Source organism: Roseomonas sp. KE2513 (assembly GCF_016107305.1).
GTDB lineage: Bacteria > Pseudomonadota > Alphaproteobacteria > Acetobacterales > Acetobacteraceae > Roseomonas.
Map to the genome: position 1 here is coordinate 18,781 of NZ_RCVR01000041.1, position 22,688 is coordinate 41,468.

Annotated in this window: 20 protein-coding genes and 1 pseudogene; 5 read left to right on the plus strand and 16 right to left on the minus strand. The window is 67.7% G+C overall.

The genetic code is table 11. The features are described 5' to 3' along the window. Window position 1 precedes the first annotated feature (1 nt). The 14 genes and pseudogenes from D9599_RS25360 to D9599_RS25425 form a co-directional block, all read right to left on the minus strand. Window positions 2-559, minus strand: a complete 558-nt coding sequence (locus tag D9599_RS25360) for a DsbE family thiol:disulfide interchange protein (RefSeq protein WP_309228710.1) — start codon at window positions 557-559, stop codon at window positions 2-4. An 8-nt stretch (window positions 560-567) separates the two neighbouring features. Next, window positions 568-2,547 (minus strand): heme lyase CcmF/NrfE family subunit, encoded by a 1,980-nt coding sequence (locus D9599_RS25365; RefSeq protein WP_198384087.1) that lies wholly within the window; start codon window positions 2,545-2,547, stop codon window positions 568-570. A 432-nt stretch (window positions 2,548-2,979) separates the two neighbouring features. Further along, the gene (locus D9599_RS25370) at window positions 2,980-3,885 is read right to left on the minus strand and encodes an MBL fold metallo-hydrolase (protein WP_198384088.1); all 906 of its coding nucleotides are present in this window, start codon (window positions 3,883-3,885) and stop codon (window positions 2,980-2,982) included. Between the two features lie 20 nt (window positions 3,886-3,905). Further along, window positions 3,906-4,721 (minus strand): undecaprenyl-diphosphate phosphatase, encoded by an 816-nt coding sequence (locus tag D9599_RS25375; RefSeq protein ID WP_375373073.1) that lies wholly within the window; start codon window positions 4,719-4,721, stop codon window positions 3,906-3,908. An 8-nt stretch (window positions 4,722-4,729) separates the two neighbouring features. Next, a complete protein-coding gene (locus D9599_RS25380) occupies window positions 4,730-5,137 on the minus strand; it encodes a hypothetical protein (protein ID WP_198384090.1) in 408 nt (135 codons plus the stop codon). Then, complete coding sequence (locus D9599_RS25385; protein WP_198384091.1) at window positions 5,131-5,367, minus strand: hypothetical protein; 237 nt, start codon at window positions 5,365-5,367, stop codon at window positions 5,131-5,133. The genes D9599_RS25380 and D9599_RS25385 overlap by 7 nt, the downstream gene beginning before the upstream one ends. Next, window positions 5,357-5,713, minus strand: coding sequence for a helix-turn-helix transcriptional regulator (locus D9599_RS25390; protein WP_198384092.1), 357 nt, complete (start codon window positions 5,711-5,713; stop codon window positions 5,357-5,359). The genes D9599_RS25385 and D9599_RS25390 overlap by 11 nt, the downstream gene beginning before the upstream one ends. Window positions 5,714-5,936: 223 nt before the next feature. After that, window positions 5,937-6,311, minus strand: a complete 375-nt coding sequence (locus D9599_RS25395; RefSeq protein WP_198384093.1) for a hypothetical protein — start codon at window positions 6,309-6,311, stop codon at window positions 5,937-5,939. A gap of 71 nt (window positions 6,312-6,382) precedes the next feature. After that, complete coding sequence (locus D9599_RS25400) at window positions 6,383-9,625, minus strand: efflux RND transporter permease subunit (protein ID WP_198384094.1); 3,243 nt, start codon at window positions 9,623-9,625, stop codon at window positions 6,383-6,385. Window positions 9,626-9,638: 13 nt separating this feature from the next. Beyond that, window positions 9,639-10,895 carry an efflux RND transporter periplasmic adaptor subunit gene (locus D9599_RS25405; protein ID WP_198384095.1) on the minus strand — a complete coding sequence of 419 codons (1,257 nt, stop codon included), beginning with the start codon at window positions 10,893-10,895 and terminating at the stop codon, window positions 9,639-9,641. Beyond that, entirely contained in the window at window positions 10,895-12,217 is a 1,323-nt protein-coding gene (locus tag D9599_RS25410) for a TolC family protein (RefSeq protein WP_198384096.1), read from the minus strand. Before D9599_RS25410 ends, D9599_RS25405 begins: the two co-directional genes overlap by 1 nt. An 841-nt stretch (window positions 12,218-13,058) precedes the next feature. Beyond that, window positions 13,059-13,232 (minus strand): annotated as a pseudogene (locus tag D9599_RS25415) (IS5/IS1182 family transposase); the annotation flags it as partial. 144 nt (window positions 13,233-13,376) lie between these two features. Then, window positions 13,377-16,484, minus strand: a complete 3,108-nt coding sequence (mobF, locus tag D9599_RS25420) for a MobF family relaxase (RefSeq protein WP_232480897.1) — start codon at window positions 16,482-16,484, stop codon at window positions 13,377-13,379. Beyond that, window positions 16,484-16,801 (minus strand): hypothetical protein, encoded by a 318-nt coding sequence (locus D9599_RS25425; protein ID WP_198384099.1) that lies wholly within the window; start codon window positions 16,799-16,801, stop codon window positions 16,484-16,486. The genes mobF and D9599_RS25425 overlap by 1 nt, the downstream gene beginning before the upstream one ends. Before the next feature lie 798 nt (window positions 16,802-17,599). On the opposite strand from D9599_RS25425, the gene D9599_RS25430 reads away from it, so the two are divergent. From D9599_RS25430 to D9599_RS25450, 5 genes are all read left to right on the plus strand, one after another. Continuing rightward, window positions 17,600-18,421 (plus strand): hypothetical protein, encoded by an 822-nt coding sequence (locus D9599_RS25430; protein ID WP_198384100.1) that lies wholly within the window; start codon window positions 17,600-17,602, stop codon window positions 18,419-18,421. Continuing rightward, window positions 18,418-19,092, plus strand: a complete 675-nt coding sequence (locus tag D9599_RS25435) for a hypothetical protein (RefSeq protein ID WP_198384101.1) — start codon at window positions 18,418-18,420, stop codon at window positions 19,090-19,092. The genes D9599_RS25430 and D9599_RS25435 overlap by 4 nt, the downstream gene beginning before the upstream one ends. A gap of 517 nt (window positions 19,093-19,609) precedes the next feature. Further along, window positions 19,610-20,014 (plus strand): hypothetical protein, encoded by a 405-nt coding sequence (locus tag D9599_RS25440; RefSeq protein ID WP_198384102.1) that lies wholly within the window; start codon window positions 19,610-19,612, stop codon window positions 20,012-20,014. 13 nt (window positions 20,015-20,027) lie between these two features. Next, a complete protein-coding gene (locus tag D9599_RS25445; protein ID WP_198384103.1) occupies window positions 20,028-20,447 on the plus strand; it encodes a hypothetical protein in 420 nt (139 codons plus the stop codon). A 134-nt stretch (window positions 20,448-20,581) separates the two neighbouring features. Next, window positions 20,582-20,779 (plus strand): hypothetical protein, encoded by a 198-nt coding sequence (locus D9599_RS25450; protein ID WP_198384104.1) that lies wholly within the window; start codon window positions 20,582-20,584, stop codon window positions 20,777-20,779. On the opposite strand, the gene D9599_RS32355 is transcribed toward D9599_RS25450, so the two are convergent. Together D9599_RS32355 and D9599_RS25460 are read right to left on the minus strand one after the other, a co-directional pair. Beyond that, window positions 20,748-21,329: a helix-turn-helix transcriptional regulator gene (locus D9599_RS32355; protein ID WP_309228711.1), complete on the minus strand. Its 582-nt coding sequence runs from the start codon at window positions 21,327-21,329 to the stop codon at window positions 20,748-20,750. The two genes, D9599_RS25450 and D9599_RS32355, sit on opposite strands and share 32 nt — an antisense overlap. A gap of 118 nt (window positions 21,330-21,447) precedes the next feature. Then, the gene (locus tag D9599_RS25460; protein WP_198384105.1) at window positions 21,448-22,182 is read right to left on the minus strand and encodes a hypothetical protein; all 735 of its coding nucleotides are present in this window, start codon (window positions 22,180-22,182) and stop codon (window positions 21,448-21,450) included. Window positions 22,183-22,688: the final 506 nt, after the last annotated feature.

The window sequence follows — 22,688 nt, forward strand, 5'->3', positions numbered from 1 at the left end:
ATCACGCGTGACGCCGCAGCAGGGGCAGCAGGTCGCGGCGCAGGACCTCCTCCGTGATGGCGCCGACCTGGCGCCATCTAATGGTGCCGCCGCGGTCGACCAGGAAGGTCTCGGGCAGGCCGTAGACGCCCCACTCGATGCCGAGGCGCCCCGTCTCGTCGCGGCCAAGCCGCGCGAACGGGTTGCCGTTGCGCCGCAGGAAGCCGAGCGCGTCGGACGGCGTGTCCTTGTGGTTGACGCCGAATATCGGCACGCCCTCGCCGGCGAGCCGCGTGAGCTGCGGGTGCTCGACCAGGCAGGGCACGCACCAGGAGGCCCAGAAATTCACCAGCACGGGTCGGTCCGGCGTGCGCAGGTCGGCCGAGGAGAAGGGCGGCACGCCCCCGCCCTCCAGCGGCGGCAGCGCGGCGAACTCGGGCACCGGGCGCCCGATCAGGGCCGAAGGCACGCCGCGCGGGTCGTAATCGCCCGTCCGCAGGCCCTGCAGCATGGCGTAGAAGCCCCCGCCCGCGGCGGCCGCGAGCCCGAGCGGGACATAGAGCAGGATGCGGCGGCGCACGGCGAACGTTATCCGACGGGAACGTGGTCGACCGCCGGCGATGCGGCGGCCTTCGGTGTCGGCGCGGCCACGCGCACGCGGCGGTCGGAGAGCGACAGGGCGCCGCCGAGCGCCATGATTGCAGCCCCAAGCCAGATCCAGGGCGCCAGCGGGTTGTGGTGCAGGCGGAGCACGGCGGCGCCATCGCGCTCCTCGCCGAGCACCGCGTAGAGGTCGGCCGACAAGGTAGCGTGGATCGCCGCCTCGGTCGTATTCTGTCGGCCGGCGGGGTAGAAGCGGCGTTGCGGCTCCAGCACCGTTACGGTGACACCGTCGCGCCGGATCGTCACCTGTGCTTCGCGTGCAGACCAATTCGGGCCGGCGACGTCGCGCACACCCTCGAGCTGCCATTCGTAACCAGCAAGGCGATGCGCTTTTCCAGGGCGGAGGGACACCAGCGTGTCGGTGGCAAGGCCCATACCCGCAATGCCTGCGATGGTCACGCCCATGCCGGCATGGGCGGTGGCCGCACCCCATGCGGCGCGCGGCAGCCCGCGGGCACGGTTCCAGGCCTGGCCGGGGCGGCGAAAGAGCCCGGTGCGATCGACGAGGTCGGCCGCTGCACCGGCCACCAGCCACACCGCCGCGGTGAAGCCGATAGCGGGCCAGACCTTCTCGCCTGCGAGGGCGACGCAGAGGAAGAGCGCGCCGGCTGCAAGCAGCGCGGCCCACCAGAGGCGCTGCAGGACACCACGGAGGTCCGCGCGCTTCCAGGGGAGCATCGGCCCAACTGCCATGGCGATCACCAGCGGAATGGCGAGCGGCGCAATCGTCGTGTTGAAGAAGGGAGGACCAACCGAAATCTTTGTGCCCATCAGCAGGTCCGCGAACATCGGGTAGAGCGTGCCGACCAGCACCACCGCCGCGATCGTGCAGAGCAGCAGGTTGTTCAGCACCAGCGAGCCCTCGCGCGAGATGACCGCGAAGAGGCCGGTCGGCGCCAGGGCCCCCGCCCGCCAAGCGAAGAGCGCGAAGGCGCCCCCAATATAGACCATCAGCAGGCCGAGGATGAACACCCCCCGCTCCGGGTCGTTGGCGAAGGCGTGCACCGAATTCAGCACGCCAGAGCGCACCAGGAAGGTGCCGAGCAGGGAGAGCGCGAAGGCGAGGATCGCCAGCAGCACGGTCCAGATCTTCAGCGCCTCCCGCTTCTCCACCACGATCGCGGAATGCAACAACGCCGTGCCCGCTAGCCAGGGCAGGAAGGAGGCGTTCTCCACGGGGTCCCAGAACCAGTAGCCGCCCCAGCCGAGCTCGTAATAGGCCCACCACGATCCCAACGCGATTCCGAGCGTCAGGAATGACCACGAGGCCAATGCCCAGGGTCGCACCCAGCGCCCCCAGGCAGCATCGACCCGCCCCTCGATGAGAGCGGCGATGGCGAAAGCGAAGGTCACGGCCGTGCCAACATAGCCAAGGTAGAGAAGAGGCGGGTGGAAGGCGAGACCGGGGTCTTGCAGCAACGGATTGAGACCTTGCCCATCCAGGGGCGGCGGCCAGATGCGGCGGAAAGGGTTTGAGGTCAACAGAATGAAGGCGTGGAAGCCCACCGCGACCAGCCCCAGCACGCCGATCACGCGCGCCTGTAAGGCGGTCGGCAGCCCGCGCCCGAACCCTGCCACGGCAGCCCCGCAGAGCGCCAGAATCAGCACCCAGAGCACCATGGAACCCTCATGGTTCCCCCAGGTGCCCGTCAGCTTGTAGAGTAGCGGCTTGGCAGAATGACTGTTCTGCATGACGGCCATTACTGTCGTGTCGCTGACGACGAAGCTCCACATGAGCGCACCAAATCCTGCCAATACGGCAAGCAACTGCCCGTAGGCGAGCGGGAGGCCTGCCGCCATCAGTCGCGGATCACGGCACCCGGCGCCCAGGATCGGCAGCGTACCCTGTGCGAGGGCAAGCGCGAGGGCGAGGGCGAGGGCGAAGTGGCCGAGTTCGGGAATCATAACGTCGTCTCCCCTAGAGGCGAGGATGCGTCATCCCGCCACATCCGTTCAGCACCCAGCGCCGTCACAGCCAAGCCTACCGATGGGCCGCCCGCCCGCGCCGCTCCAGGAACGCAAGGCCGAGCATTGCGAGTGCGAGGGGGACCGAGACCGCCTGGCCGAGACGCGCGAACGGCATCGGCGCGCCGGCCGCAAGCAGGTCCGCCGCGAGCCGCCAGCCATTGGCGTCGAAGACTCGGAGATCCCGGTCTGCGCTGCGCGCGCGAGTGCCAGCCCCGAAACGGCGATTAGCAGCACTGGCAGCGCGGCGAGCCGGGGGAGCGGGCCGCGACTCGCCGCGTGGCGCAGCACTGCCGCTCCTAGCAGGCCCGCAATGTCCATCCGCGGCGTCATGGCGAACCGCCGTGGAGACCAGCGCCCGGGCTCGCCGGCTCACTTTCCACCAAGAGGGCGCTCCACGGTCGCCAAGCAAAAGCGGTTCAGCGGAAGCTTGAGATAGGAGGTGCCGTTCGCTTCGGGCTCCGGCAGGCGGCCATTGCGGAGGTTGACCTGCAGCGCAGCGAGCATCAATCCAGGCAGAGGCAGCGTCCGGTCACGCTCCTCGCGAAGGCGCACGAACTCCTCCTCGCCAACGCCGTCGCGGAGGTGAATGTTGCGCGCCCGCTGCTCGGCCACGGTCGCCTCCCAGCGTGCTGCGCGCCCGCCCGGGCGATAATCGTGGCCGGTGAAGAGGCGAGTCTCCGGCGGCAGCGCGAGAATTCGTTGGATGCTGCGGTACAACGCCCGCGCGTCACCACCGGGAAAATCGGCCCGCGCCGTGCCCGCGTCCGGCATGAACAGGGTGTCGTGGATGAAGGCGGCGTCCCCGACGTGGTAGGTGACGGAAGCCGCCGTGTGGCCCGGGGAGAAGATCACCTCGACCTCCAGCCCGCCGACCCGAAACCGATCACCCTCGGCGAACAGGCGGTCCCAGTGCCGGCGGCCTTCTGTTTGCAGATCTGGCAGGTGGTAGATGTCCGCCCAGATCCCCTGCACAGTAGCAATGCGCTCGCCAATGCCGGTCGGTGCGCCTAGGCGGTCGCCCAGATAGGCCACAGCGGACAGGTGGTCGGCGTGCGGATGGGTGTCGAGCACCCACTCCACGGTCAGGCACCGCGCCTGAACGTTATCAGCGATCTCGTCCGCAAGCCAGGTATCGGTAGTGCCGGAATCGCGGTCGAACCCGAGCACCGGATCAATAATGGCGCACCGCGCCGTCCCAGGGTCCGCGACGATATAGGCAACGCTCCCGGTGCCCTCGTCGTAAAAGCCATCCACGATCGGTTTGCGTGGCGTCATCTCATTTCCTCTGTCGCTTGCTAGACCGGCGCGGTGATGGTGAGAACAGCCAGCATCACCGCGCCGAGCGCGATGCGGTACCAGGCGAAAGGCGCGAAGCCGTGGCGCCCGACAAAGGTGACGAGCCATCGGACGACCACGATTGCCGTGGCGAACGCCGCGGCGAAGCCGACGGCAATCAGCGCGCTCCCCTCGCCATCAAGGGCCGCGCGGTTCTTGTAAAGGTCGAAGACCGTAGCTCCGAGCATCGTTGGGATTGCCAGGAAGAAAGAAAACTCGGCGGCCGCCGGACGATCCACCCGCAGCAGCATCGCGCCGAGGATTGTGGCGCCGGAGCGCGATACGCCTGGGACCATCGCCAGCACCTGGAACGCACCGATCGCCAGAGCTGTCCGGAGTCCAATCGCGTCCGCCTCGTGCACCCGAGGCGGAGGCCGCGCCCGCTCCACCACCAGGATAGCGACGCCGCCAGCGATGAGCGCCGCGGAGACGATCCAAGGCGAGAAGAGCACACTCTTAATAGTCTCGTGCGCCAGGGCTCCGACCACGGCTGCCGGTAGGAAGGCTAGCGCTACCGCGGCCGCGAACCGCTGCGCCGCCGGGTCGCGCGGCAGGCCGGCAGCGGTGCCGAGCAGCCGTGCCCGGTACACCCAACACACCGCGAGGATGGCACCAAGCTGAATGGCGATCTCGAAGACCCGGCCGCGTGGCCCGCTGAAGCCTAACAAGTCCACCAGCAAGATCAGGTGACCCGTTGAGGAGACCGGCAGGAACTCGGTTACACCCTCGACGACGCCTAGCAATGCGGCGAGCGCCCAGTCGGTCCCAATCACCACGGCGCCAGTCATCCTTGAGTCGCGAGTACGGGCCGACCAGTGCCGGCCGGTGCCAGTGGCGCCATCGGCGGATGCGCGGCCGTCGTCTCGCCCCCACCCAGCAAGCGGAGCCCGTCTAACACGACGAGCAGCGGCGCTCCGACCTTGGCCGCGATGGCGCCTGAGAGGGAAGCGAGTCCGGCCGCCGTCAGTCTGGCAAAAAGCAGCTTCACTGCCACCAAAGAGCCGATGTCCTGCTGGATAATGCGCAGCGTCGCGCGCGAGCGCCGCACGAGCCAGGGCAGCTTGGCGATGTCGTCCGGCATCAGCGCGACGTCTGCTGTCTTAACCGCCGCGTCGCGACCGATCGCGCCCATGGCAATGCCGAGACTGGCACGCCCCTTGGCCGATGCGTCGTTGACGGTGTCTCTTACCATTGCCACCGCGCTGTGCCTGCGCGCCGGGCGGCGCCTTCCACGTCTCTCGTTGGTGAAGCCGGCACGATGGCCATCAGGCCCTTGGCTGTGTCGAAGATCAGGCGGCCCTCGCCTCCGGCCACGGTTCTGACCTCGCGCTTCAAGGCCGCGACCTCGTTCTGGCCATGCAGGTTTTCAACCCGGAAGCACAGGGGTGCACCTGCTCGGCCGGCGCGTCGATCACCGCTCATTACGTCCTTCCTTCTCGACCTCAGCCGCACTAACGAGGTCCCCGCCACAAGGCTCAGCGACGTGACCCACCATGTCGCGGATTACGCAGCGAACCCGATCGTCTGACGCGACGTAGAAGACCTGCTTGCCGCGCTTACGGGCGGTCAGAAAACGCGCCGCTTTCAGCACGCGCAGGTGATGGCTGACGAGGGCGTGCGAGAGCCCGACCCGCTCGGCGACTTCGCCTACGCACCGCGGATCGCCGAGGCAGGCCAGGGCGATGCGCAACCGGTTCGGGTCGCCCAGCATGCGAAACACCTCGGCGAGCTCCTGCGCTTGCTCGTCGGTGAGTGACCGCTCGTCCATCTAATCTCAAATGGTCAAAGGAGTGTTTGTATAAACGGACTTCAGGAAGCGCGTCAAGGCTGTCTGCCGTCTGCAATTGCAGCCGTTTCCTGGGCCCCTACCCAGAAACCTGTTTAAGGTCCTCTTCATTGGACGCTCCTCGAAGGCTCTTTCACCGCTGTCCGGAGCAGCGTGACCGTAGGCGCCCGCCCGAGCCGGGCGGGCGGTCGGCTGATCGACGGGTTTAGAACCGCGCCTGGCCGCTGCGGCCCGCGGGGTTCTTGATCTGCAGCGTGATGGACGTGCCCCGGGCGACCGGGCTAGCCGCCGTGCCGCTCAGCGTGTTCTCCGCGCCGGGTGCAAGCTGGACGACTTGGCGGCCCTGCCCTGAGCCGACCAGGGCCGAGGCCGTGTAGCCTGAGGCCGCCACGGGCTTTCCGGCCTCGTCGTAGAGGTGGATCGTGAGCGCGCGCTCAGCGGCCAGCAGCTCCGCCTGGACGCCCACCACGTCCTGCATCTTCCCGCCATGCGGGCCCTGCTCGTTGTGGCTGTGCGTCTGCGCGACGGCGGCGGTGGAAAGCGAGGCGGCTGCGATAGCCGCAAGGAAAGCTCTACGCACTTTATAAATTCCTCTTTGATGGAAGGTGGTTTCATCCGGTGGCTCCTGCTCGCGAGGAGCCACCGGTACGCTCACTCGGCCGGGGCGTGCCCAGCTCCAACCGGGGATTCGTCGGTCGCGGGTGCCTGCACCCGCCCGAACCGCACGTAGAGGGCGGGCAGCACCAGCAGGGTCAGCAGGGTCGCGGTGATCAGCCCGCCGATGACGACCGTCGCCAGGGGCTTCTGGATCTCGGCTCCGGCACCGGTCGCGATGGCCATGGGCACGAAGCCCAGCGACGCGACGAGCGCCGTCATGGCCACGGGCCGGAGCCTGGTCATGGCACCCTGGTAGACTGCGTCCCGCATGGACAGGTGCCCGCGGAGGATGAGGTCGTTGATGGAGGTCGCCATCACCAGGCCGTTCAGCACCGCCACGCCGGAGAGGGCGATGAAGCCGACGGCGGCAGGGACCGAGAACGGCATGTCCCGCAGCCAGAGCGCCAGCAGCCCACCCGACAGGGCCAGGGGCACCCCGCTGAACACAATGAGGGCGTCGCGGAGCGAGCCAAGAGCCGCGTAGAGCAGCACCAGGATCAGCAGGAAGCAGGCGGGCACCACGATGGTGAGCCGCGCGCGCGCCTTGGCCAGGTTCTCGAACTGGCCGCCCCAGGTGATGGTGTAGCCGGGCGGCAGCTGCACCTGCTCCGCGACCTTGGCCTGCGCCTCGGCGACGATGGAGCCGATGTCGCGTCCGCGGGCGTTGGCCTGGATGACGACCCGCCGCCGCCCCTGCTCGCGGCTGATCTGGTTCGGCCCCTCGACGACGCGCAGGTCCGCCAGTTGCTGGAGGGGCACCGAGTTCGCCGGGCGCCCGGCTAAGGGAGGCAGCGGCACCGGCAGGCTTCGCAGGGTCTCGAAGTTGCCGCGCAGGTTGTCGGGAAGGCGGACAACAATGGCGAAGCGTCGGTCGCCCTCGTAGACCATCCCGGCCTCGCGGCCACCGACCGCGGTCGCCAAGACCGCCTGCACGTCCGCGATACTCAGGCCCCGGCGGGCCACCTCGGCCCGGTTCACCGTGATCTCCAGGAAGGGCAGGCCAGTCGCCTGCTCCACCTTCACGTCCGCGGCGCCCCCGATGCCGTTCAGGATGGTCGAGATCTGCGCGGCCACCTGCAGCATGGGCCCGTACTCGTCGCCGAAAACCTTTACGGCCAGATCGCCACGCACGCCCGCCAGCAGCTCGTTGAACCGCATCTGGATCGGCTGGCTGAACTCCAGCGCGCTGCCCGGGATGCCCACGATGGATTGCTCGATGCGCCGGACGAGCTCCGCCTTGGGAAGGGACGGGTCGGACCACTGGTCGCGCGGCTTGAGGATAATGAAGGTGTCGGATGCATTGGGCGGCATCGGGTCGGAGGCGACCTCGGCCGTGCCGGTTTTGGAGTAGATCACCTGCACCTCCGGAACCCGGGAGATGCGGCGTTCCAGCACGGATTGCATAGCCTGGGACTGCTGAAGCGAGGTGCTCGGGATGCGGAGCGCCTGCATGGCAACGTTGCCCTCGTCCAGGGTTGGGATGAACTCTTGACCCAGGCGGGAGAACAGGCTGAGGGACCCGGCGAAGAGCAGCCCTCCCACGACGACGACCAGCACCGGCGCGCGCAAGGCGCGGCCGAGCGCGGGCGCGTAGAGGCCCTTGAGTGCCCGGACGATCCAGACATCCTTCTCCTGCACCCGACCCGTGATGGCGATGGCGATCAGCGCGGGTACCAGGGTCAGCGAGAGCACGAAGGCGAAGAGGAGCGCGATGATGACGGTCAACGCCATCGGCACGAACATCTTGCCCTCCACCCCGGTGAAGGTCAGCAGTGGCGCGTAGACGAGGATGATAATGGCCTGCCCGTAGAGCGACGGCCGGATCATCTCCCGAGCGCTCTCGGCCACAGTCCGGAGGCGTTCCTCTAGGGTGAGCAGGCGCCCCTTCTCGTGCTGGCGCTCGGCAAGGTGTCGGAGGCTGTTCTCGGTGATGATGACCGCGCCATCGACAATGAGGCCGAAGTCCAGCGCACCCAGCGACATCAGATTTGCCGAGATGCCACCGCGAACCATCCCAAAGGCGGTCAGCAGCATGGTCACCGGGATGACCAGGGCCGTAATAATCGCCGCCCGGATATTGCCCAGCATCAGGAACAGGATGACGACGACGAGGAGCGCGCCCTCGCTGAGGTTCTTGGCGACGGTGTGAATGGTGGCGTCCACGAGGATGCCGCGGTCCAGGACGGTCGTCGCCTCGATGCCGCGTGGCAGGGTCCGGGCGAGATCGTTGACCTTGGCGTGGACAGCCTCGGCGACGAGGCGGGAGTTCTCGCGGATGAGCATGAGCGCTGTGCCGACCACCATCTCCTGCCCGTTGCCGCTCGCGCTGCCGGTCCGCTGCGCCTGGCCGATGGTCACCCGCCCAACGTCCCGAAGCAGGATGGGGGTGCCTTCGCGGGTCGCCACCACCACCTGCTCCAGTTCGGCAATGCTGGTGACGCGGCCCCCGGAGCGGACCACGAGGCCCTCCCCACCCCGCTCCACGTAGCCTGCCCCGGTCGAGACGTTGTTCCGCTCGATGGCCGTGGACAGATCGGCGAAGCTCAGCCCGAGCCCGATGAGCCGGGCGGTGTCGGGCTGGACGACATATTGTTTGGTGTAGCCGCCGATGGAGTCCACGCCCGCGATGCCCGGCACGTTCCGCACCTGCGGCCGGATGATCCAGTCCTGAACCGTGCGGAGGTAGGTGGCGCGGTCGGCCTCGGTGGTGAGGCGCTCCTTCTCCGGCGTGAGATAGCTGCCATCCGCCTGCCATCCGGGTTGCCCGTCCGGCACGACGTCGCCCTGCTTGCGGTCGGCGAAGCGTACCGTCCACATGGTGACCTCGCCGAGGCCGGTGGAGACAGGACCGAGGCGCGGCTCCACACCCTCCGGCATGGCCTCCCGCGCCTCGATGAGTCGCTCCAGCACCTGCTGGCGCGCGAAGTAGATGTCGGTGCTCTCGGTGAAAACCGTGGTCACCTGGCTGAACCCGTTGCGGCTAATGGAGCGCGTGCTCTCCAGCCCCGGAATCCCAGCCAGCGCCGTCTCGATGGGGAAGGTGACCTGCTTCTCGATCTCGTAAGGCGAGAGCGAGGGAGCGAGGGTGTTGATCTGTGCCTGGTTGTTGGTGATGTCCGGCGTGGCGTCGATGGGGAGCCGGGCGACCGACCACGCGCCGATACAGGCCGCGATAACGGCGAAGAGCACGACTGTCCAGCGGTTGCGGACGGAGAAGTCGAGGATGGGGCCAATCATGTTTGGGCGCTCCTCAGTGACCGTGTCCGGCTTCGGACTTGCTCGTCTCAGCCCGGAGCGAGAAGGCGTTGGCCACCGCGATTTCCGTCCCGGCGTCCAGCCCGAAGATGATTTCGTAGCCGTTGGCGTCCTCGCGCCCGACCTCGACTTCCCGCAGCTCGAAGCCTTCCTCGTTCCGCACGAAGACCACCTTCTTGCCCTCCACCACCTGGACAGCGTCGCGGGGCACCAACATGTCGACCCGCTGCTCGGCGGTGGACAGGTGCGCGGTGACGAAGCCGCCCGGGCGCCACGCGCCGTCCCCGTTCGGGATTTCAGCCACGGCCCGGGCAGAGCGGGTCTCGGGGTCCAGGACCGGGCTGAAGAAGACGATCTTGCCCTCCGTGCGGGCGTCGCCCTCGCCAGTGACGAGCACCGTTTGCCCCTGGCGCGCCATGGGCACGTTCCGCGGCGGGACCGTCAGCTCCACCCAGAGGACGGACAGGTCGGCCACCGCGAAGACCTCGGCATCGGCGGCCACCGAGGCACCTAGCACGGCGTTGCGGACGGTGATCCGCCCGGCCATGGGCGCTCGGAGCTCCAGGCGCCGGAGCGTGGCGGCGGGCTGGCGCGCCAGGGCGGCGATCTCCGGCTCGGACAGGCCAAGGGCGGCCAGCCGGGCGCGGCCGAGGTCGACCTTGATGCGGGCTTCCTCCGCCGTTGTGCGGGCCTGGAGGAAGTCCTGCTCAGCCGAGATTCGCTGCCGCCAGAGGCGGGTCTCGCGGGCCAGAGTGGTCTCGGCCAGGGCGGCGGTTCGCGTGGCGGCCAGGAACTCGCCCTTGGCGTCCGCCACCTCCCGGCTTTCCAGCACGGCGAGCACGTCGCCGCGGGCGACCTCCTCGCCCAGGGTCTTGCGCACCTCGGCGACGATTCCGCCGAGGCGTGCCGTTACCCGCGCTTGGCGATCCTGGCTGGCGGCCAGCACGCCGGGCACAGCGGCGCGGGTCACCAGCACGCCCGGGGCGACCGCGGCTACGCGGATCCCCGCTGCCTCGACCTGCTCGGCCGTCATCTTGATGTGGCCTTCTTCGCTGTGGGGCTCGCCCCCGGCATTGCCGGAGTCACCGGCTCTCGGCGCGGCGGTCGCTGCAGGAGCTGCCGCCCGTGCTGCTCCGGCGGGGGTGGAGGCCATTCCCAGCAGGCTGCGGCCGGTTTCGGGAATGGAGGGGAAAGCCATGGCCAGGGCGAGGCCGCCGACAGCGGCACCTGCCATGAGGGTCATGCGGAGCATCAGCGGGCACTCCCATTCGGGGTGTTCACGGGCTGGGAGGAGATGGCCGGCAGGTCGCCACGCAGGCGTTGCACCTGGGCACGAAGGGCATGGAAGGCTTGGAACGCCTCAACAAGCTGGGCGCGGGTGTCGGAGAGCGCTCTCTGCGCGTCGAGCACCTCGAGGAAGCTGAAGCGCCCCTCCCCGTAGCCGAGGGTGGCAAACCGGGCCGCCTGCTCGGCCGAGGGAAGCGCGGTGCGGCGCAGGGTGTCCACGGACCGCCAGGCCAGGGCGAGCCGCTGCTCGGCCGTGACTAGCGTCGCGACGAGGACACTGCGCCCGCGCTCGGCCTCGGCCTCGGCCCGGGTCAGCTCGGCCTGGGCACGGGCGATGCCGCCCTGGTTCCGGTCGTAGAAGGGCAGCGGGATGGAGGCGCCCGCCACGAAAGCCGTCTCGTCGCTGCCGCCGAAGCGGCGCACGTCGCCGGAGATGGTCACGTCCGGCACGGCGGTGGCGCGCTGAAGGGTCAGGTTGGCTCGCTGCTGGGCAATGGCCGCTTCCAGCCGGGCCAACTCGGGGCTGCCCGAGAGGCGGGCCAGCGGGTCAGCCGGGACCGGGCGGCCGGGGTTAGGGCCGGTGTCGTCAAACCAAGGCTGCCGCGCGGCGAGATCCACACGGGGGACGCCGATGAACACGGCGAGATCCCCCAAGGCGATATCTAGCTCACGTTGAGCGCGTTCCGCCGCGATGTCGGCGGTAGCCCGGACGACCTCGGCGCGCTCAGCCTGCAGCAGCGGGTCGCGTCCGGCCTCGACCCTGGCGCGGGCCGCCCGGAGCGTCTCGGCAGCTAGCCTAGCGCGCTCGCGCTCAACGCCCACCAGCCGCCGGGCGGCCTCTGCGGTGGCCAGGGCAGTCACCACCTCGCGGGCGATCTCAAGTCGGGCACCGGTAAAGTCAAGCGCGGCCACCTCCCCACTACGGGCCGCGAGGCTAATCCGCGCCGAGCGCTTTCCGCCGAGCTCGATGCGCTGGGCGAGGCCAACGGTGCTCTCCAGGGCCCGGAAGCCGCGGTTCTCCTGACGGCCGCCAAAGCCGCCGAAGTTTTCGAAGCTGCCCCTCAACTCTGGGTTGGGTCGCAGGCGCGCCTGGAGCGTATCAGCCTGGACGGCCTGCCTGGCGGCTCCTGCGCCCCGGAGGGCAGGCGATACGGTAAGCGCGGCCTCAACGGCCTGCTGGGGAGAAAGAAGGACAAGTGGCGCGGCGGGTAAGCGGGCGTCTTGCCCGAATGCCGCTGCCGGAATGGCAGCGAGTGACGCCACCAAGCCAAAAACCTTGAAGTTCATGAATCACCTGGCGTTGCGGACGGTTCGCCGACCGGCTGCCATCTCTTCGAGATCAGCGGAGCCGAGCAGAAGGCACAGACGGGTCGCCTAGGCGCGAGGTGGTCTGGTCGGCAGGTTCGAGACGTCGGCGAAGAGGGCCGGCGGGGAAGCAAGTGCTGGCGCTGACAGAGGCCGGACCGGCATCCGTATGCCGGCTACGATCGCCGGCGAGATGGAAGGCAGCTTGCCACAGAGATGGTGGGCCGAATGGCAGAGGAGAGCGTCCGGTGTCGCCGGCTGATCGTCGTTATCGTTGTCGGGGGCGACAAGTGAGACTTGGCCAGCGCGAACTGATCCGGTGTAAAAGCCACTATCGATAGGAATGGTCGCCAGCATCAGCATAAGCGCGCACAGCACCACCGAAAGCATTCGGCGACCTGCAGAGACGATCAGCGATGCACTCTCAGCAGACGTCCCGGCCAGCAATCTAACAGGTCTGTGTTTCACTGTCTCGCACTGCCAGTTCCTGAAAGCGGCCACTGAGCAGCCGAAGGCGTTCATGATCATTACCCTATCAAAGGCCTGCCCCAGCGTCTTGGCCGATGCATTAAGGCACATCAGATAAAGTGTGTAGTCACTACAGGGTCAATGCCCTGGTCTCTGTTGAATTATTAAACTTCGGTGCCCTGGCAGATGCGACAGGCAGCAATGTGGAGATCCTCCGTTGGTACGAGCAGGTGGCTCTGATGCTCCTATAATGGTCAAGGTGCCGCTGACGCTGTGTTTCGTATGTCGGGCGGTCAACAGAGGTAGCCAAAGATCTCACGGGCGACGAAGCGTTTGAGGCAGCGGATGATCAGCTCGGGGTGATCGAGGGCCGTCCAATGGCGCTGTAGTAGGGCGCGAGTTCGCGGCAGATGTCGGCCAGCTCAACGAAGTGTTCGATGGAGCGCAGCAGGTGATCGGCGGGCACGTGGTCGTCGAGGTGTAAACCGTAGAACAGAGCCTCCTGCCGGACTGCTCGCTCGCCCATCATGGCCGTGAACCCCGTTGCTTGCACTGACGACTGGTTCAGCCTGGGCTTCCAACTACAACGGCCTTTTTCAACAGAATCCACCCTTCTCGGCGTAGCTGTGGCAGTAGGGCCCACAGCTAGCGGAGTGGGGACAGCGAAGCCGTCCTACATCCCAGGTCCCGACGAAGGGGGCTTCGGCGGGATAGTCGCCTGCTCAATCGCCCAACGAGATGCTTCGACCTCCACCCGCAGCTCTCGCAGATGCCGCTCAGCTGCTGTCGCCGGCCCTCCACGAAACTCCTGGATCACTGCGTCGAGCGCCTCCGTAAGTCGCGGAAGTTCTGACCTGACGGCTTCGGCCTGCCGCCTCATCCGGAACTCGCGCCCGACGTCCCGTCCCCGCAGCTCGTCCATCTGTACCCGCTGCTCGAAGCGGATGAAGGTGTCGATCGCCGCCTCCCGAGCCTTACGAGCCTCTCCCAGGAGATCCACTCCCAGCGGCTTGTAGGGCTTCTGTGACAGGTCCTCGCTCACCTTGCGCCATAGATCCTGGCTGGTGATCGGCGTGGCGTCGCCCAGAGCCTTGGTGCGCTTGATAGCCTCGAAGGTGGCGGCCTCGGCCACCATGGTCCAGCTGGTGCCCCGGGCCCGGCTCTCGGCCACATACCCCTTGAAAGCCGTCACGCCGCCCGTCCCCCTGGGCAAAGCGTTGATGTGCTCTTGCGAGGTGATGCCCTGGGCAGCGTCGATGGTCAGAGCGTGCCCATGACCCAGCAGCAGCCGGCCGGTCGGCTTGTCCCGGAGGACCCGCCACGGCACCTCCCCCACCCGTCCCCGCTTGTCCCTCAACATCAGCCCCGCCTCGGTCTGGCCGGCGACGGTCACCACATCACCGTTGCTGCCGAAGTTGGCACTCTTGCCGTCGATCGTGCCCATGGTCCGCCGGAACAGGCGCACCTTGTCCCCAGTTGCCAAGGGCAGGTCGTAGGTCTGCCCACGCTGGTCGACGGCCGGAAGGACCTGCTCGTCCGTCCCGATCTCACCCCGCGCCTTCATCCGTGTCCGGACGGCACGGCTGATGTCGGCCACGTCCTCGTTGGTCGGCGCCGAAATGGTGATGCCCAGCTTCGAGCCGCCGGCGGTCAGCGCGTCGCGGCGCGCCATGTAGAAGTCGGCGATCTGGTCCACGACCTGGTCCTGGTCACCACCGAGGAGCCGGGCCGAACCGTCGCCCCGCTCGCGCTTCAGGGCCAGGGCCTCCTCTGCCTTCCCTTCGCGGAACAGGCCAGCAATGAGCCGATCCTCGGCGCTGGTCTGGCGCACGGTGCTCAGCAGTTCGGTTTGTTCGGATGTTGGCAGGGCCCGGCGCATCAACTCCACGGCGTCGCCGGCCTCCACCGACTGTGCCTGCTCCCGGTCGCCCAGGACCTTGAGGGTCATCCCGGTTCGGGCCTGCACCTCCAGCAGGGTGAGCATGGCACGGGGGGCGACCTGGCTGATCTCGTCCACCACCAGCACGGTGTTGCGGGTGGGCACGAACTCGCCCGAAGCGATGGAGTCCAGCAGGGGAGACATCGCCACGGTGCGGCGGATGCCGGCGTCTTTCAAGGCCTCCGCCTGCCGCCAAGCGGTGGCCGCGCCGATCACCTCCCGGCCGCCCGCCTCGAGGCGGGTGTCGGCGTGCCATGCGGCGACCAGGGGCTGCAGCAGGGTAGTCTTACCCGAGCCCGCGACGCCGGTGAGCATGGACAGGGCGCCCCCCTGCCCCAGGGCGTAGATCGCGGCACGCTGGGCGGCGCCGTGCTCGGGGTCACGGTCGAAGTCCAGGCCGGAGGTCCGGATGGCGGCGGTGATGGCCTCGGCCGACAGAGCACCCGAGCGGTCGCGAGCGGCGCGGTGGGCCTCGGTCTGCAGGGTGTCCTCGATCCGTACCTGGGCCGAGTTGGTCACCCGCACCTTCTCGCCGGACAAGCCGGTGACCAGGGCGACGTGCTCGCCCCGGAGCTGGATGCCCCGCTTCTCGATCAGCCCCACCACGGTGTCGATGTCGTCGGGGCCACCGGAGATGCCGGTGCCGATGAGGCCACGGGCGGCATAGAGCCGCAGTTTGTCGTGGTCGATCACCGCGGCGGTGTGGAACTCGGTGGCCAGGTGCTTGGCGGCGAAGGCGTAGGCACGGTCGAAGCGCTCGGCATCGGTCAGCGGAGGGTGTTCTACCCCCTCCATGACGGTGGTGTGCTTCCAGCCGATCTCCTCGGCCTGGGCCTTCCAGACCTCCTGATCCGTGGCCTTGCCGGTCTTCGCCAGCCGGGCCGCCAGCCCGGTGACGGCGAGGATCTTGAACTTGCCCTCGGCCGACATGGCATCCCAGTCCAGCCCCTGGCTCTCGGCATAAGCCCTGGCCGAGCGCTCGACCTGCCGCCGCCCCTTGGAGAACGTGTCGGAAGCTTCCTGGGGGATGGCATTGAGGACCACGGCCTGCTGCTGACTGTCGTACGAGGTCCGGGCGCCGAGGTCGCGCAGGTACTCGGCCAGCCGCGCCTGGAAGTAGGCCCCGAACTCGTGGACGCGGGCGTGCAGGCGCTGGGTATCGAGCGAGCCGACGCGACCGTCCTCGGTGACGACGGCGTTGAACAGGGCGTTGTGGATATGGGCGTGGGGGTCACCGGCCACCGGGACTTCCGCCAGATAGGTGGCACCCTGGGTGCCATCGCGCACAGTCACGGTTGGCCGGGCGGTGTGGTGGCGGAAGCTGACCCACCCCACGGCGCCGGGGTCCGCCCCCTCCTCGCCGCCTGCCCCCTTGCGAGCCCAGCCGAGCTCACGGGCGACGTAGCGCATGGTGGCATCGTTGGCGCGGTCGATCGCGTGCCAGATGGCGGCGCCCTCGGCCGGGGAGGCGGCGAACTCGGCGGCTAACGTGACCGACTTATGTGGGGCAAGGGTCAGGTCGTAAGCACTGTTGGTCCGCTCATGCTTGGACCAAGCCTCGCCGTTGTCGGCACGCTTTGCCTCGAACAGCCGGTCGAGGGCTTCGTCCTTGGGCATGCGGGTGGTGTCGATGCCGAGGGTAGCGGCGATCGAGGCGGGCATGTCGGGACGCCAGACCGCTCGGCCATCGCGGCCGGTATAGTAGGCGGTGAGCCGCCCACCCGGGTCCAGGGGTCGGCCAGGAGTGATTGCTGGATCCTGCGTTGTTTCCGGGGTGCCCTCGGTGAAGTAGGCCCGGAGCAGCTTGCCGGCGCTGGCCGCGGCCAGCTTGCGGAAGGTCATCACGAGTGGAGATCCTTGTCCCGCTGGGCGCGAAGCACGGCGCGGGCGACCTCCGGCGGAAGATCGGTGCCGAGGGCAAGGGTACGGCCGTCCACGCGGGTCAGGACCATGCCGTGCTCCCGAAGCAGGGTGATGATGGTCAGGAGCATCTCGTCCAGTGTCGGCCCCTCCTTCTCGGGTGGGGTGACGGCCTTGGTGAGGGCGGTCAGCTGCTCGCCGACCGCCCGCAGCATGGCGGAGTGAGAGAGGAGAATCTCGCGGATCGACGGATCGTTGCTCTCCGTTCGCGCCGAATGGGAGTGAGTTGAGCCGTCCATGGGGGACCTCCGGGTTGCGGAGGGACCCTCTCACCGAGCGGCGCGAACGGAGAGCGAGAGATGCAGGGAAGACGGTTGGGCCGCAGGCCCGTGCACCATTGGTGCAATGGTGTATGGACCCTACTCCTCCATGGAAGCGAGACGGAACTGCGACGGCAGTTCCGCGGAAGCCGGGCGGAAGCCCGATGGAACCGAGATGGAAAAGCGACGGCAGTCGCACGGAACCTCGGAGGAAGAGCGGCGGAACCTAGACGGTACGGCGACGGAAACGCCGAAGGCGTAAGGGGAGCTCGGCGTGTCGCTGCGTAGCCGGAAGGCTCTGGCCAAAGCCTTTCAGGCCAACGCCAACCAGACACTCGGGCCGATTTATCGCTGGCTTTGGGAGCACCATCAAATCGTACGGGATGGACTGGACAGCCAGCGTGCAGGCTGGGCCACGGTCATTGCTCAAATGGTCCAGGACAATGTCACCGGCCGACACGGGAATGTCCCGACGGTGTCGGCGGTCGTCCGAGTATGGGGCCGGGTGTGTCGGGACAGAGCCAAAGCCGAGAGCGAGAGCGGCAAGGACAGCCCAGTCGTGAGGAAGGTGAACCGGTCTCCCCGTGGAAGCGTCACTATGCACGCCCCCGTTCCAGCGTCCGGCAACGATGCCGAAAAAGCGCCATCCCCGTTCGCACCGAACCCACCGACCCTGGCGACACCAGCCAATGGAAGGCCCTCACCTGATGAGGTCAGGGAGAGGGTCCGCCGGCAGCTGGACCCGCGTAGCAGGTACGCACCGCCGAGGAGCACGACGTGAACAAAGCAGTGAAGCCGATCAAGGAAGGCAGCACGGAGCAGACCGAAGTCGCCCCCGATAGCCGGGAAGCGCCACAGTCGCTGGTGATCCGCCAGGGTCGAGGCCGTCTCGGAGGCTCGACGCTCCTTGAGTATATCACGACGAGGGCGCGGCTCGGTGGCCGCCGGGTGATCGTCGGTGATGGCGACGTGGACCACGCCTCCCTGTCACAGGTCTACCGGGAGGGCACCGATGGTGCAGCCGTGCAGCCGGCCAGCGCGCAGCCCGCCGATCTCCAGCAGTGGGTGACACAGCTGATGGGTCGAGCTGTGGACGAGCAGTCTTCGCTGGTCCTCGACCTTGGAGGGGGCGAGGCGATTCTGCGGGACTACGGCCAGGAGACTTCGCTCGTGGACTTTTGCGACGAGGTGGATGTCCAGTCGGTCGGGCTGTTCATGTGCGGCGCCGATCCGGCGGACTTCGACCATATCGTCGGGATCTGGGACAGCGGGCACTTCCGCCCTCGCTGGCCGATCATGGTGTTGAACGAGTTCCTTGCGCCTCCCGGGCGCTCGGCACTGGGTGCGTTCAACTTCATTCTGGAAAGGCCGGAGTTCGGACGGCTCGCGCAGGAGGGTATGCAGATCCTGCCTATGCCCAGGTTGGTCGCAATGTCCGACATGCGGAATGCCGGTCTGACGTTCTTCGATGCTGTGGAGGGAAAGGCAGGTCGGGACGGACGCCCACTCGGCCCCATGCAGCGCTTTCAGATCAGGAAGTGGATGGAGCGGCTCGAAGCGAACCTGAGCTCCATCAATGGCAAGGAGTGGCTACCGTGAATGCGGTGACGCCGATCTCGGCGAAACCGGGGGCGGTCAACGAGGCCCTCCAGCAAGCCCTCAATGAAATGGACGCAGCGGCCTGGGACGCCGGTGTAAGCCCGGTAGAGCCACTCGGGCTGCTGTACCGAGCCCAGCGCTCGGTGCTGACGGCCTTCGCCAAGCTGGCGACAGGCCAGCAGCAAGCTGTCGAGACTATGATCCAGGACACGCGGGCTGCGATGGATGCGGAGGTGGAGCGGCTACACCGCGCCAACATGCTGGCCGAAGCGACGATCCAGCAGCTCAAGGCGGCCGGCACCGCAGGCGAAGCGGATGCTGAGAAGGTCTTGGCCAAGGTGGTGGAGTTCATCGCGCCGGAAGTCGCGGCAGTCCTGCGCGATACCGTGGTGGTGCGGGAGCACGTTCACAACAAACGCGCCCTCCGTCGGCACTACCTAAAGGGGGCAGGGCTGGTCCTAGCGCTTCTGATGGTGGGTTACGGTGCTCATGCCTGGCAGACCTGGGGCGCTACCACTGCGGTTCAGCGCTGCCTCGAAAACGTGGTCTTGGACGCCTCAGGCAAGGGCTACTGCGCGGTGGATCGGATCTTCGCTGATCGGGCACAGCCGCAGCAGGGCGCGGTGGCATCGCAGAGCCGATCTCCAGCTGCTTTGCAGCCAGTACGCTGAGGCATGGAGCCGGTCCCGACAGGGTCCGGCTCCATTCGCGTCGATCGCTGGGAGAGTGGCGGAAGTCGCGAAGGAGGCGACCACAATGACGAAAAAGCGAAACAATAGAGTGCCGCGGGAATTACCGGCGTGGGGCTTGGCTCTATCCCTGGGGGCCTTGCCTGCCCTGGCGCTGGCGCAAGCAGGTCCGATTACAATGAACGGGGTGCCAGAGCAGGTGATCCCGAGGGTGTTTGACGTCGGGCTAGGGTCGTTCACGATCGTGCCCGGCACAGGCGTTCCGAACACGACGGCAGGGGGTGGAACCGGTGGCACCGGCGAGACAGGGGGTGGAGTAGAGGCCGGAGCTAGCGTAGCGCTCGACACCATGACGTCGCGCAGCTGGGGCACTTCGGCGAGTGAAGGCGCCACAGCCGTCGGCGTGAATCCCTCTGCCCTGGCCGCGACCTGCATGGTGGAGAGCGGATGCCAGAATGTCGCCGCTCGCCCTGGAAGCCAGATCCGAGGGGCTTTCCAGATGCTGGACAGTACCTTCGAGAGCGGGCTAACGCAGGCAGTACGCTACAACTCGAATCTGGCCGGCACCATCCAGCGAGGGGTCGACGGGTCGATGGACCCGGGGAACCAAGCCATCTCGGCGGCGGCCACCCTGCGCAGCGAGGCTGCCAGGCTACAGGCGGCCGGCATCAGCAATCCCACGGTCCTCGACGTACGCGGCGGTTACAACTTCGGGGGCCTCTACACGGTCCCGCTTGCACAGGCGGGAGATACCCAACTGATGTCGGAGGTCTTGAGCCGGTATACGCCGACCCAGCTCCAAGGGAACGGTATCAGCCCATCGACCACGGTGGGCCAATGGCGCGCCAGTGTAGCGGCCAAGATGGGCGATGCGGCCTACCAGCCGGTGCTTGCAGGAATCTGAAAGGAACGACGACATGAGAACCGCAATCGGCGCGATGGCTGGATCCTTTCTGGTGACCTTCACCGTCATGGCGGCCGCACAGCAACCTCGTCAGCCTTTGACCGTGACGGGGCATCTTCAGGGTTACTCCTGCATGATGCTGAACCTGACGAATGAACAGCTCGCCGACTGGGAGAATGCTCCTGCGGTGCTTGCCGAGCCTTCGCCGAACGCAGCCAAGCTCGGCGTTGCGAGTGCCAACGTCATCGTCGCGGAGCCGAGACGCGAGGTGAATGGCTACCTGCAGATGCTGCACATGGACGGCCGGCCCGGTTGGATCGTTGCCAACAAGGTCGTTGCGTGGCGTAACGTCAGCAATCCACAAACCCGCTGCATCCCGGCGATGATGTCGAACAACCGGCCGGGCTTCGACTACATCAGGCCTCGTGGCTGACCGCGCGGAAGGGTAGCGCACAAAGGAGGGTCGCAGCTTCGCTGCGGCCCCCTTCACGATCCACTCGGTTCTCTGGTTCACTGTGCTACCGCGTTCCACGGCACCTACCGGCCAAGTGGCGCAGGAGATCTGAGATGTTCGCGAAGCTCATCAGCAAGGTACCGCCTGGATCGCTCTGGTTCGCAGCCGGGGCTGTGTTCTGTGTCCTCGGCGCCCTGCTGGCATCCGGTCCGCAGGCCCGCGAGGTGGCCCAGGTCGGCTGGTGCGGAGCGATCGGCTTCGTGGTGCTGATCCTGGCGTTCAGCGACCGGAAGCATCCCGACCGGGGCTGACGATGCGCGGTCCCGGGTGAGCCGCGACTAAGGCCGCAAGCATGGCGAGCCAGGCGGCCACATCCGGGTCGATCGGGCTGCGACCGTTGATCCAACGGCGGATGGTGGTCTGGTGACGGCCAGTGCGTCTGGCCAGCTCGCGCTCAGTCCATCCGAGGGTGATGAGCCAAGCCAATAGGCGGCTGCCCGAGACGGGCGAGTGAGGAAGCGGGGAAGTGTGTTCGCTTTGAACACACTCGCCGACTTCCGTCACGATGAGCCGAGAATCTGACAGAGCATCGGGCATCTGTGAAAGGTGCTCTGGTTCGGCGCGAACGGGATGCGCTGTGATGAAGACTGTTCCCCGGTGGTCGCCATGCGCCCTGGCGGGGCCGGGTTGCGCCGGGCGCGGCGTCGCGAAGCGGCGTTGCGACGGGGGCGGCCCTGCCCTGCCTGAGGGGGCATGGCCCGCGCGCCAGTGCAGCCCGTGCCTCACCGTGGCCCCGAAGGGGCCGCCGACAAAAAGCTCCGGCGCGTAGCGTCGTCCGCAGATCCCGCGGCCGGGCGCCATGCGGGTGTGGCGGGAGACGGCCGAGGTGCGGGGGGTCCAGGGGGGCAGAGCCCGAAGGGCGCCCCCCCTGGCCGGCGGTGGCAGGAAGGACGGGGACCGAAGCCCCCGCCCGGCGTGCCTACTTCTTGAAGGCGTCCATTTCCTCGACGGCGGAGCGGCGGGAAACGGTGCGGGTGTTGTCGGGGCGGCGGGTGTCGTAGGGCTTCCACGCCTCGCCCGTCAGGTGCTCGTAAGCGTCAAGCGCACCCTCGGCGGCGGCGAGAAGGGTTGCGGCCTGGATGCCCATTTCCCCGGCGAACTGGCGGGCGCGGGTGGCGCGGCTGTCGAACCCGGAAACCCCCTCGCGGTCCTCGTCGCGGTCGTCGTTGGCAATCTTGGCGGTGAGGTCGCGGGCCTGCGTCACCTTGTCGCTGTAGAACTTCCCGGCGCCGTAAGCGGAGCCGACGAAAGCGCCACAAATGCGCTGAAGGTGCATTGCAAGAGCGCGCTCGTTGAGGGTGTCGGTGAGGGCGGCGGCCTGATCCCGGATGCCCTGGTCCGTCGTGGTGCGGACGTGGAGCATGTCCACGCTCTCAAGGGCGAAGGTGCGGGCGAGGTTGTTGGCAAGGCCCTGGTGGGGGCAGAGGGCCACGGCGTCGGCCATGGTGATGGGGCCGCGCTGCTCGGGGGCCGGACGCTTGGCGGGCTGCTGCGCGGGGGTGGAAGCCGGGGCAGCCTTGGCGTCGGGCTTCGCCCTGCCCTTGGCGGGCTTGCGGGGGGCAGCGGCCTTGATGGCCTGACCCATGGCGGTATCGGTGGCGGCGCCCTTGTCGGAAGCGGCGGCGGTGGCGATGTTCTGAATAGCCTGGGACATGAGATGCAACCTTCTGTCTCTGGTGAGGCCGGGGGGAAGGGCTCCACCCCTTCCTTCCGGCCGTTCCGTCTCTCGGGAACAAGAGAACCTTATAAGTATTCGCGCCCGGTGTCTATAGTATCTACAGCCGCCCAGACTGCCTGTGTCCAAGTATTAAGAAAGTAATCAGACTTTCCTGAGCGCCCAGAGTGCAGAGGGCGGAGCCCTTTGCCCGCCGGAGGCCCACGCGTCCGACGCCCCCCGTCAGGGGGGTTGAGGTCGCGTGAACCCGGTAGAGGAGGCGCGCCACTTGGTTTGTGTGGATCAGCCTTTCCCTCGCGCAGCTCTCAGGTAGTAGGAGCGGGTTCCGTCTTGGTGCGCGGGCGTGGGTGGCTGCCCCGCGACGATGGCGTGGCGGGGGCAAGGCGCCAATCTCTCGGCAAGTATTCGTTCTTACGAAGACTTCTTCACTGCCATCTATGCCAAGCGACTACTCGCCATGCCGGCGGCGCGGGGTAGCCGCCCTA

Coding starts and splice junctions, on each gene's coding strand:
- D9599_RS25405 (WP_198384095.1), bottom strand. CDS start 10,895: ATGCTCCGCATGACCCTCATGGCAGGTGCCGCTGTCGGCGGCCTCGCC.
- D9599_RS25425 (WP_198384099.1), bottom strand. CDS start 16,801: ATGGACGGCTCAACTCACTCCCATTCGGCGCGAACGGAGAGCAACGAT.
- D9599_RS25440 (WP_198384102.1), top strand. CDS start 19,610: ATGCTGGACAGTACCTTCGAGAGCGGGCTAACGCAGGCAGTACGCTAC.
- D9599_RS25460 (WP_198384105.1), bottom strand. CDS start 22,182: ATGTCCCAGGCTATTCAGAACATCGCCACCGCCGCCGCTTCCGACAAG.
- D9599_RS25445 (WP_198384103.1), top strand. CDS start 20,028: ATGAGAACCGCAATCGGCGCGATGGCTGGATCCTTTCTGGTGACCTTC.
- D9599_RS25450 (WP_198384104.1), top strand. CDS start 20,582: ATGTTCGCGAAGCTCATCAGCAAGGTACCGCCTGGATCGCTCTGGTTC.
- D9599_RS25410 (WP_198384096.1), bottom strand. CDS start 12,217: ATGAACTTCAAGGTTTTTGGCTTGGTGGCGTCACTCGCTGCCATTCCG.
- mobF (WP_232480897.1), bottom strand. CDS start 16,484: ATGACCTTCCGCAAGCTGGCCGCGGCCAGCGCCGGCAAGCTGCTCCGG.
- D9599_RS32355 (WP_309228711.1), bottom strand. CDS start 21,329: ATGGCGCCCGGCCGCGGGATCTGCGGACGACGCTACGCGCCGGAGCTT.
- D9599_RS25370 (WP_198384088.1), bottom strand. CDS start 3,885: ATGACGCCACGCAAACCGATCGTGGATGGCTTTTACGACGAGGGCACC.
- D9599_RS25390 (WP_198384092.1), bottom strand. CDS start 5,713: ATGGACGAGCGGTCACTCACCGACGAGCAAGCGCAGGAGCTCGCCGAG.
- D9599_RS25380 (WP_198384090.1), bottom strand. CDS start 5,137: ATGGTAAGAGACACCGTCAACGACGCATCGGCCAAGGGGCGTGCCAGT.
- D9599_RS25365 (WP_198384087.1), bottom strand. CDS start 2,547: ATGATTCCCGAACTCGGCCACTTCGCCCTCGCCCTCGCCCTCGCGCTT.
- D9599_RS25400 (WP_198384094.1), bottom strand. CDS start 9,625: ATGATTGGCCCCATCCTCGACTTCTCCGTCCGCAACCGCTGGACAGTC.
- D9599_RS25385 (WP_198384091.1), bottom strand. CDS start 5,367: ATGAGCGGTGATCGACGCGCCGGCCGAGCAGGTGCACCCCTGTGCTTC.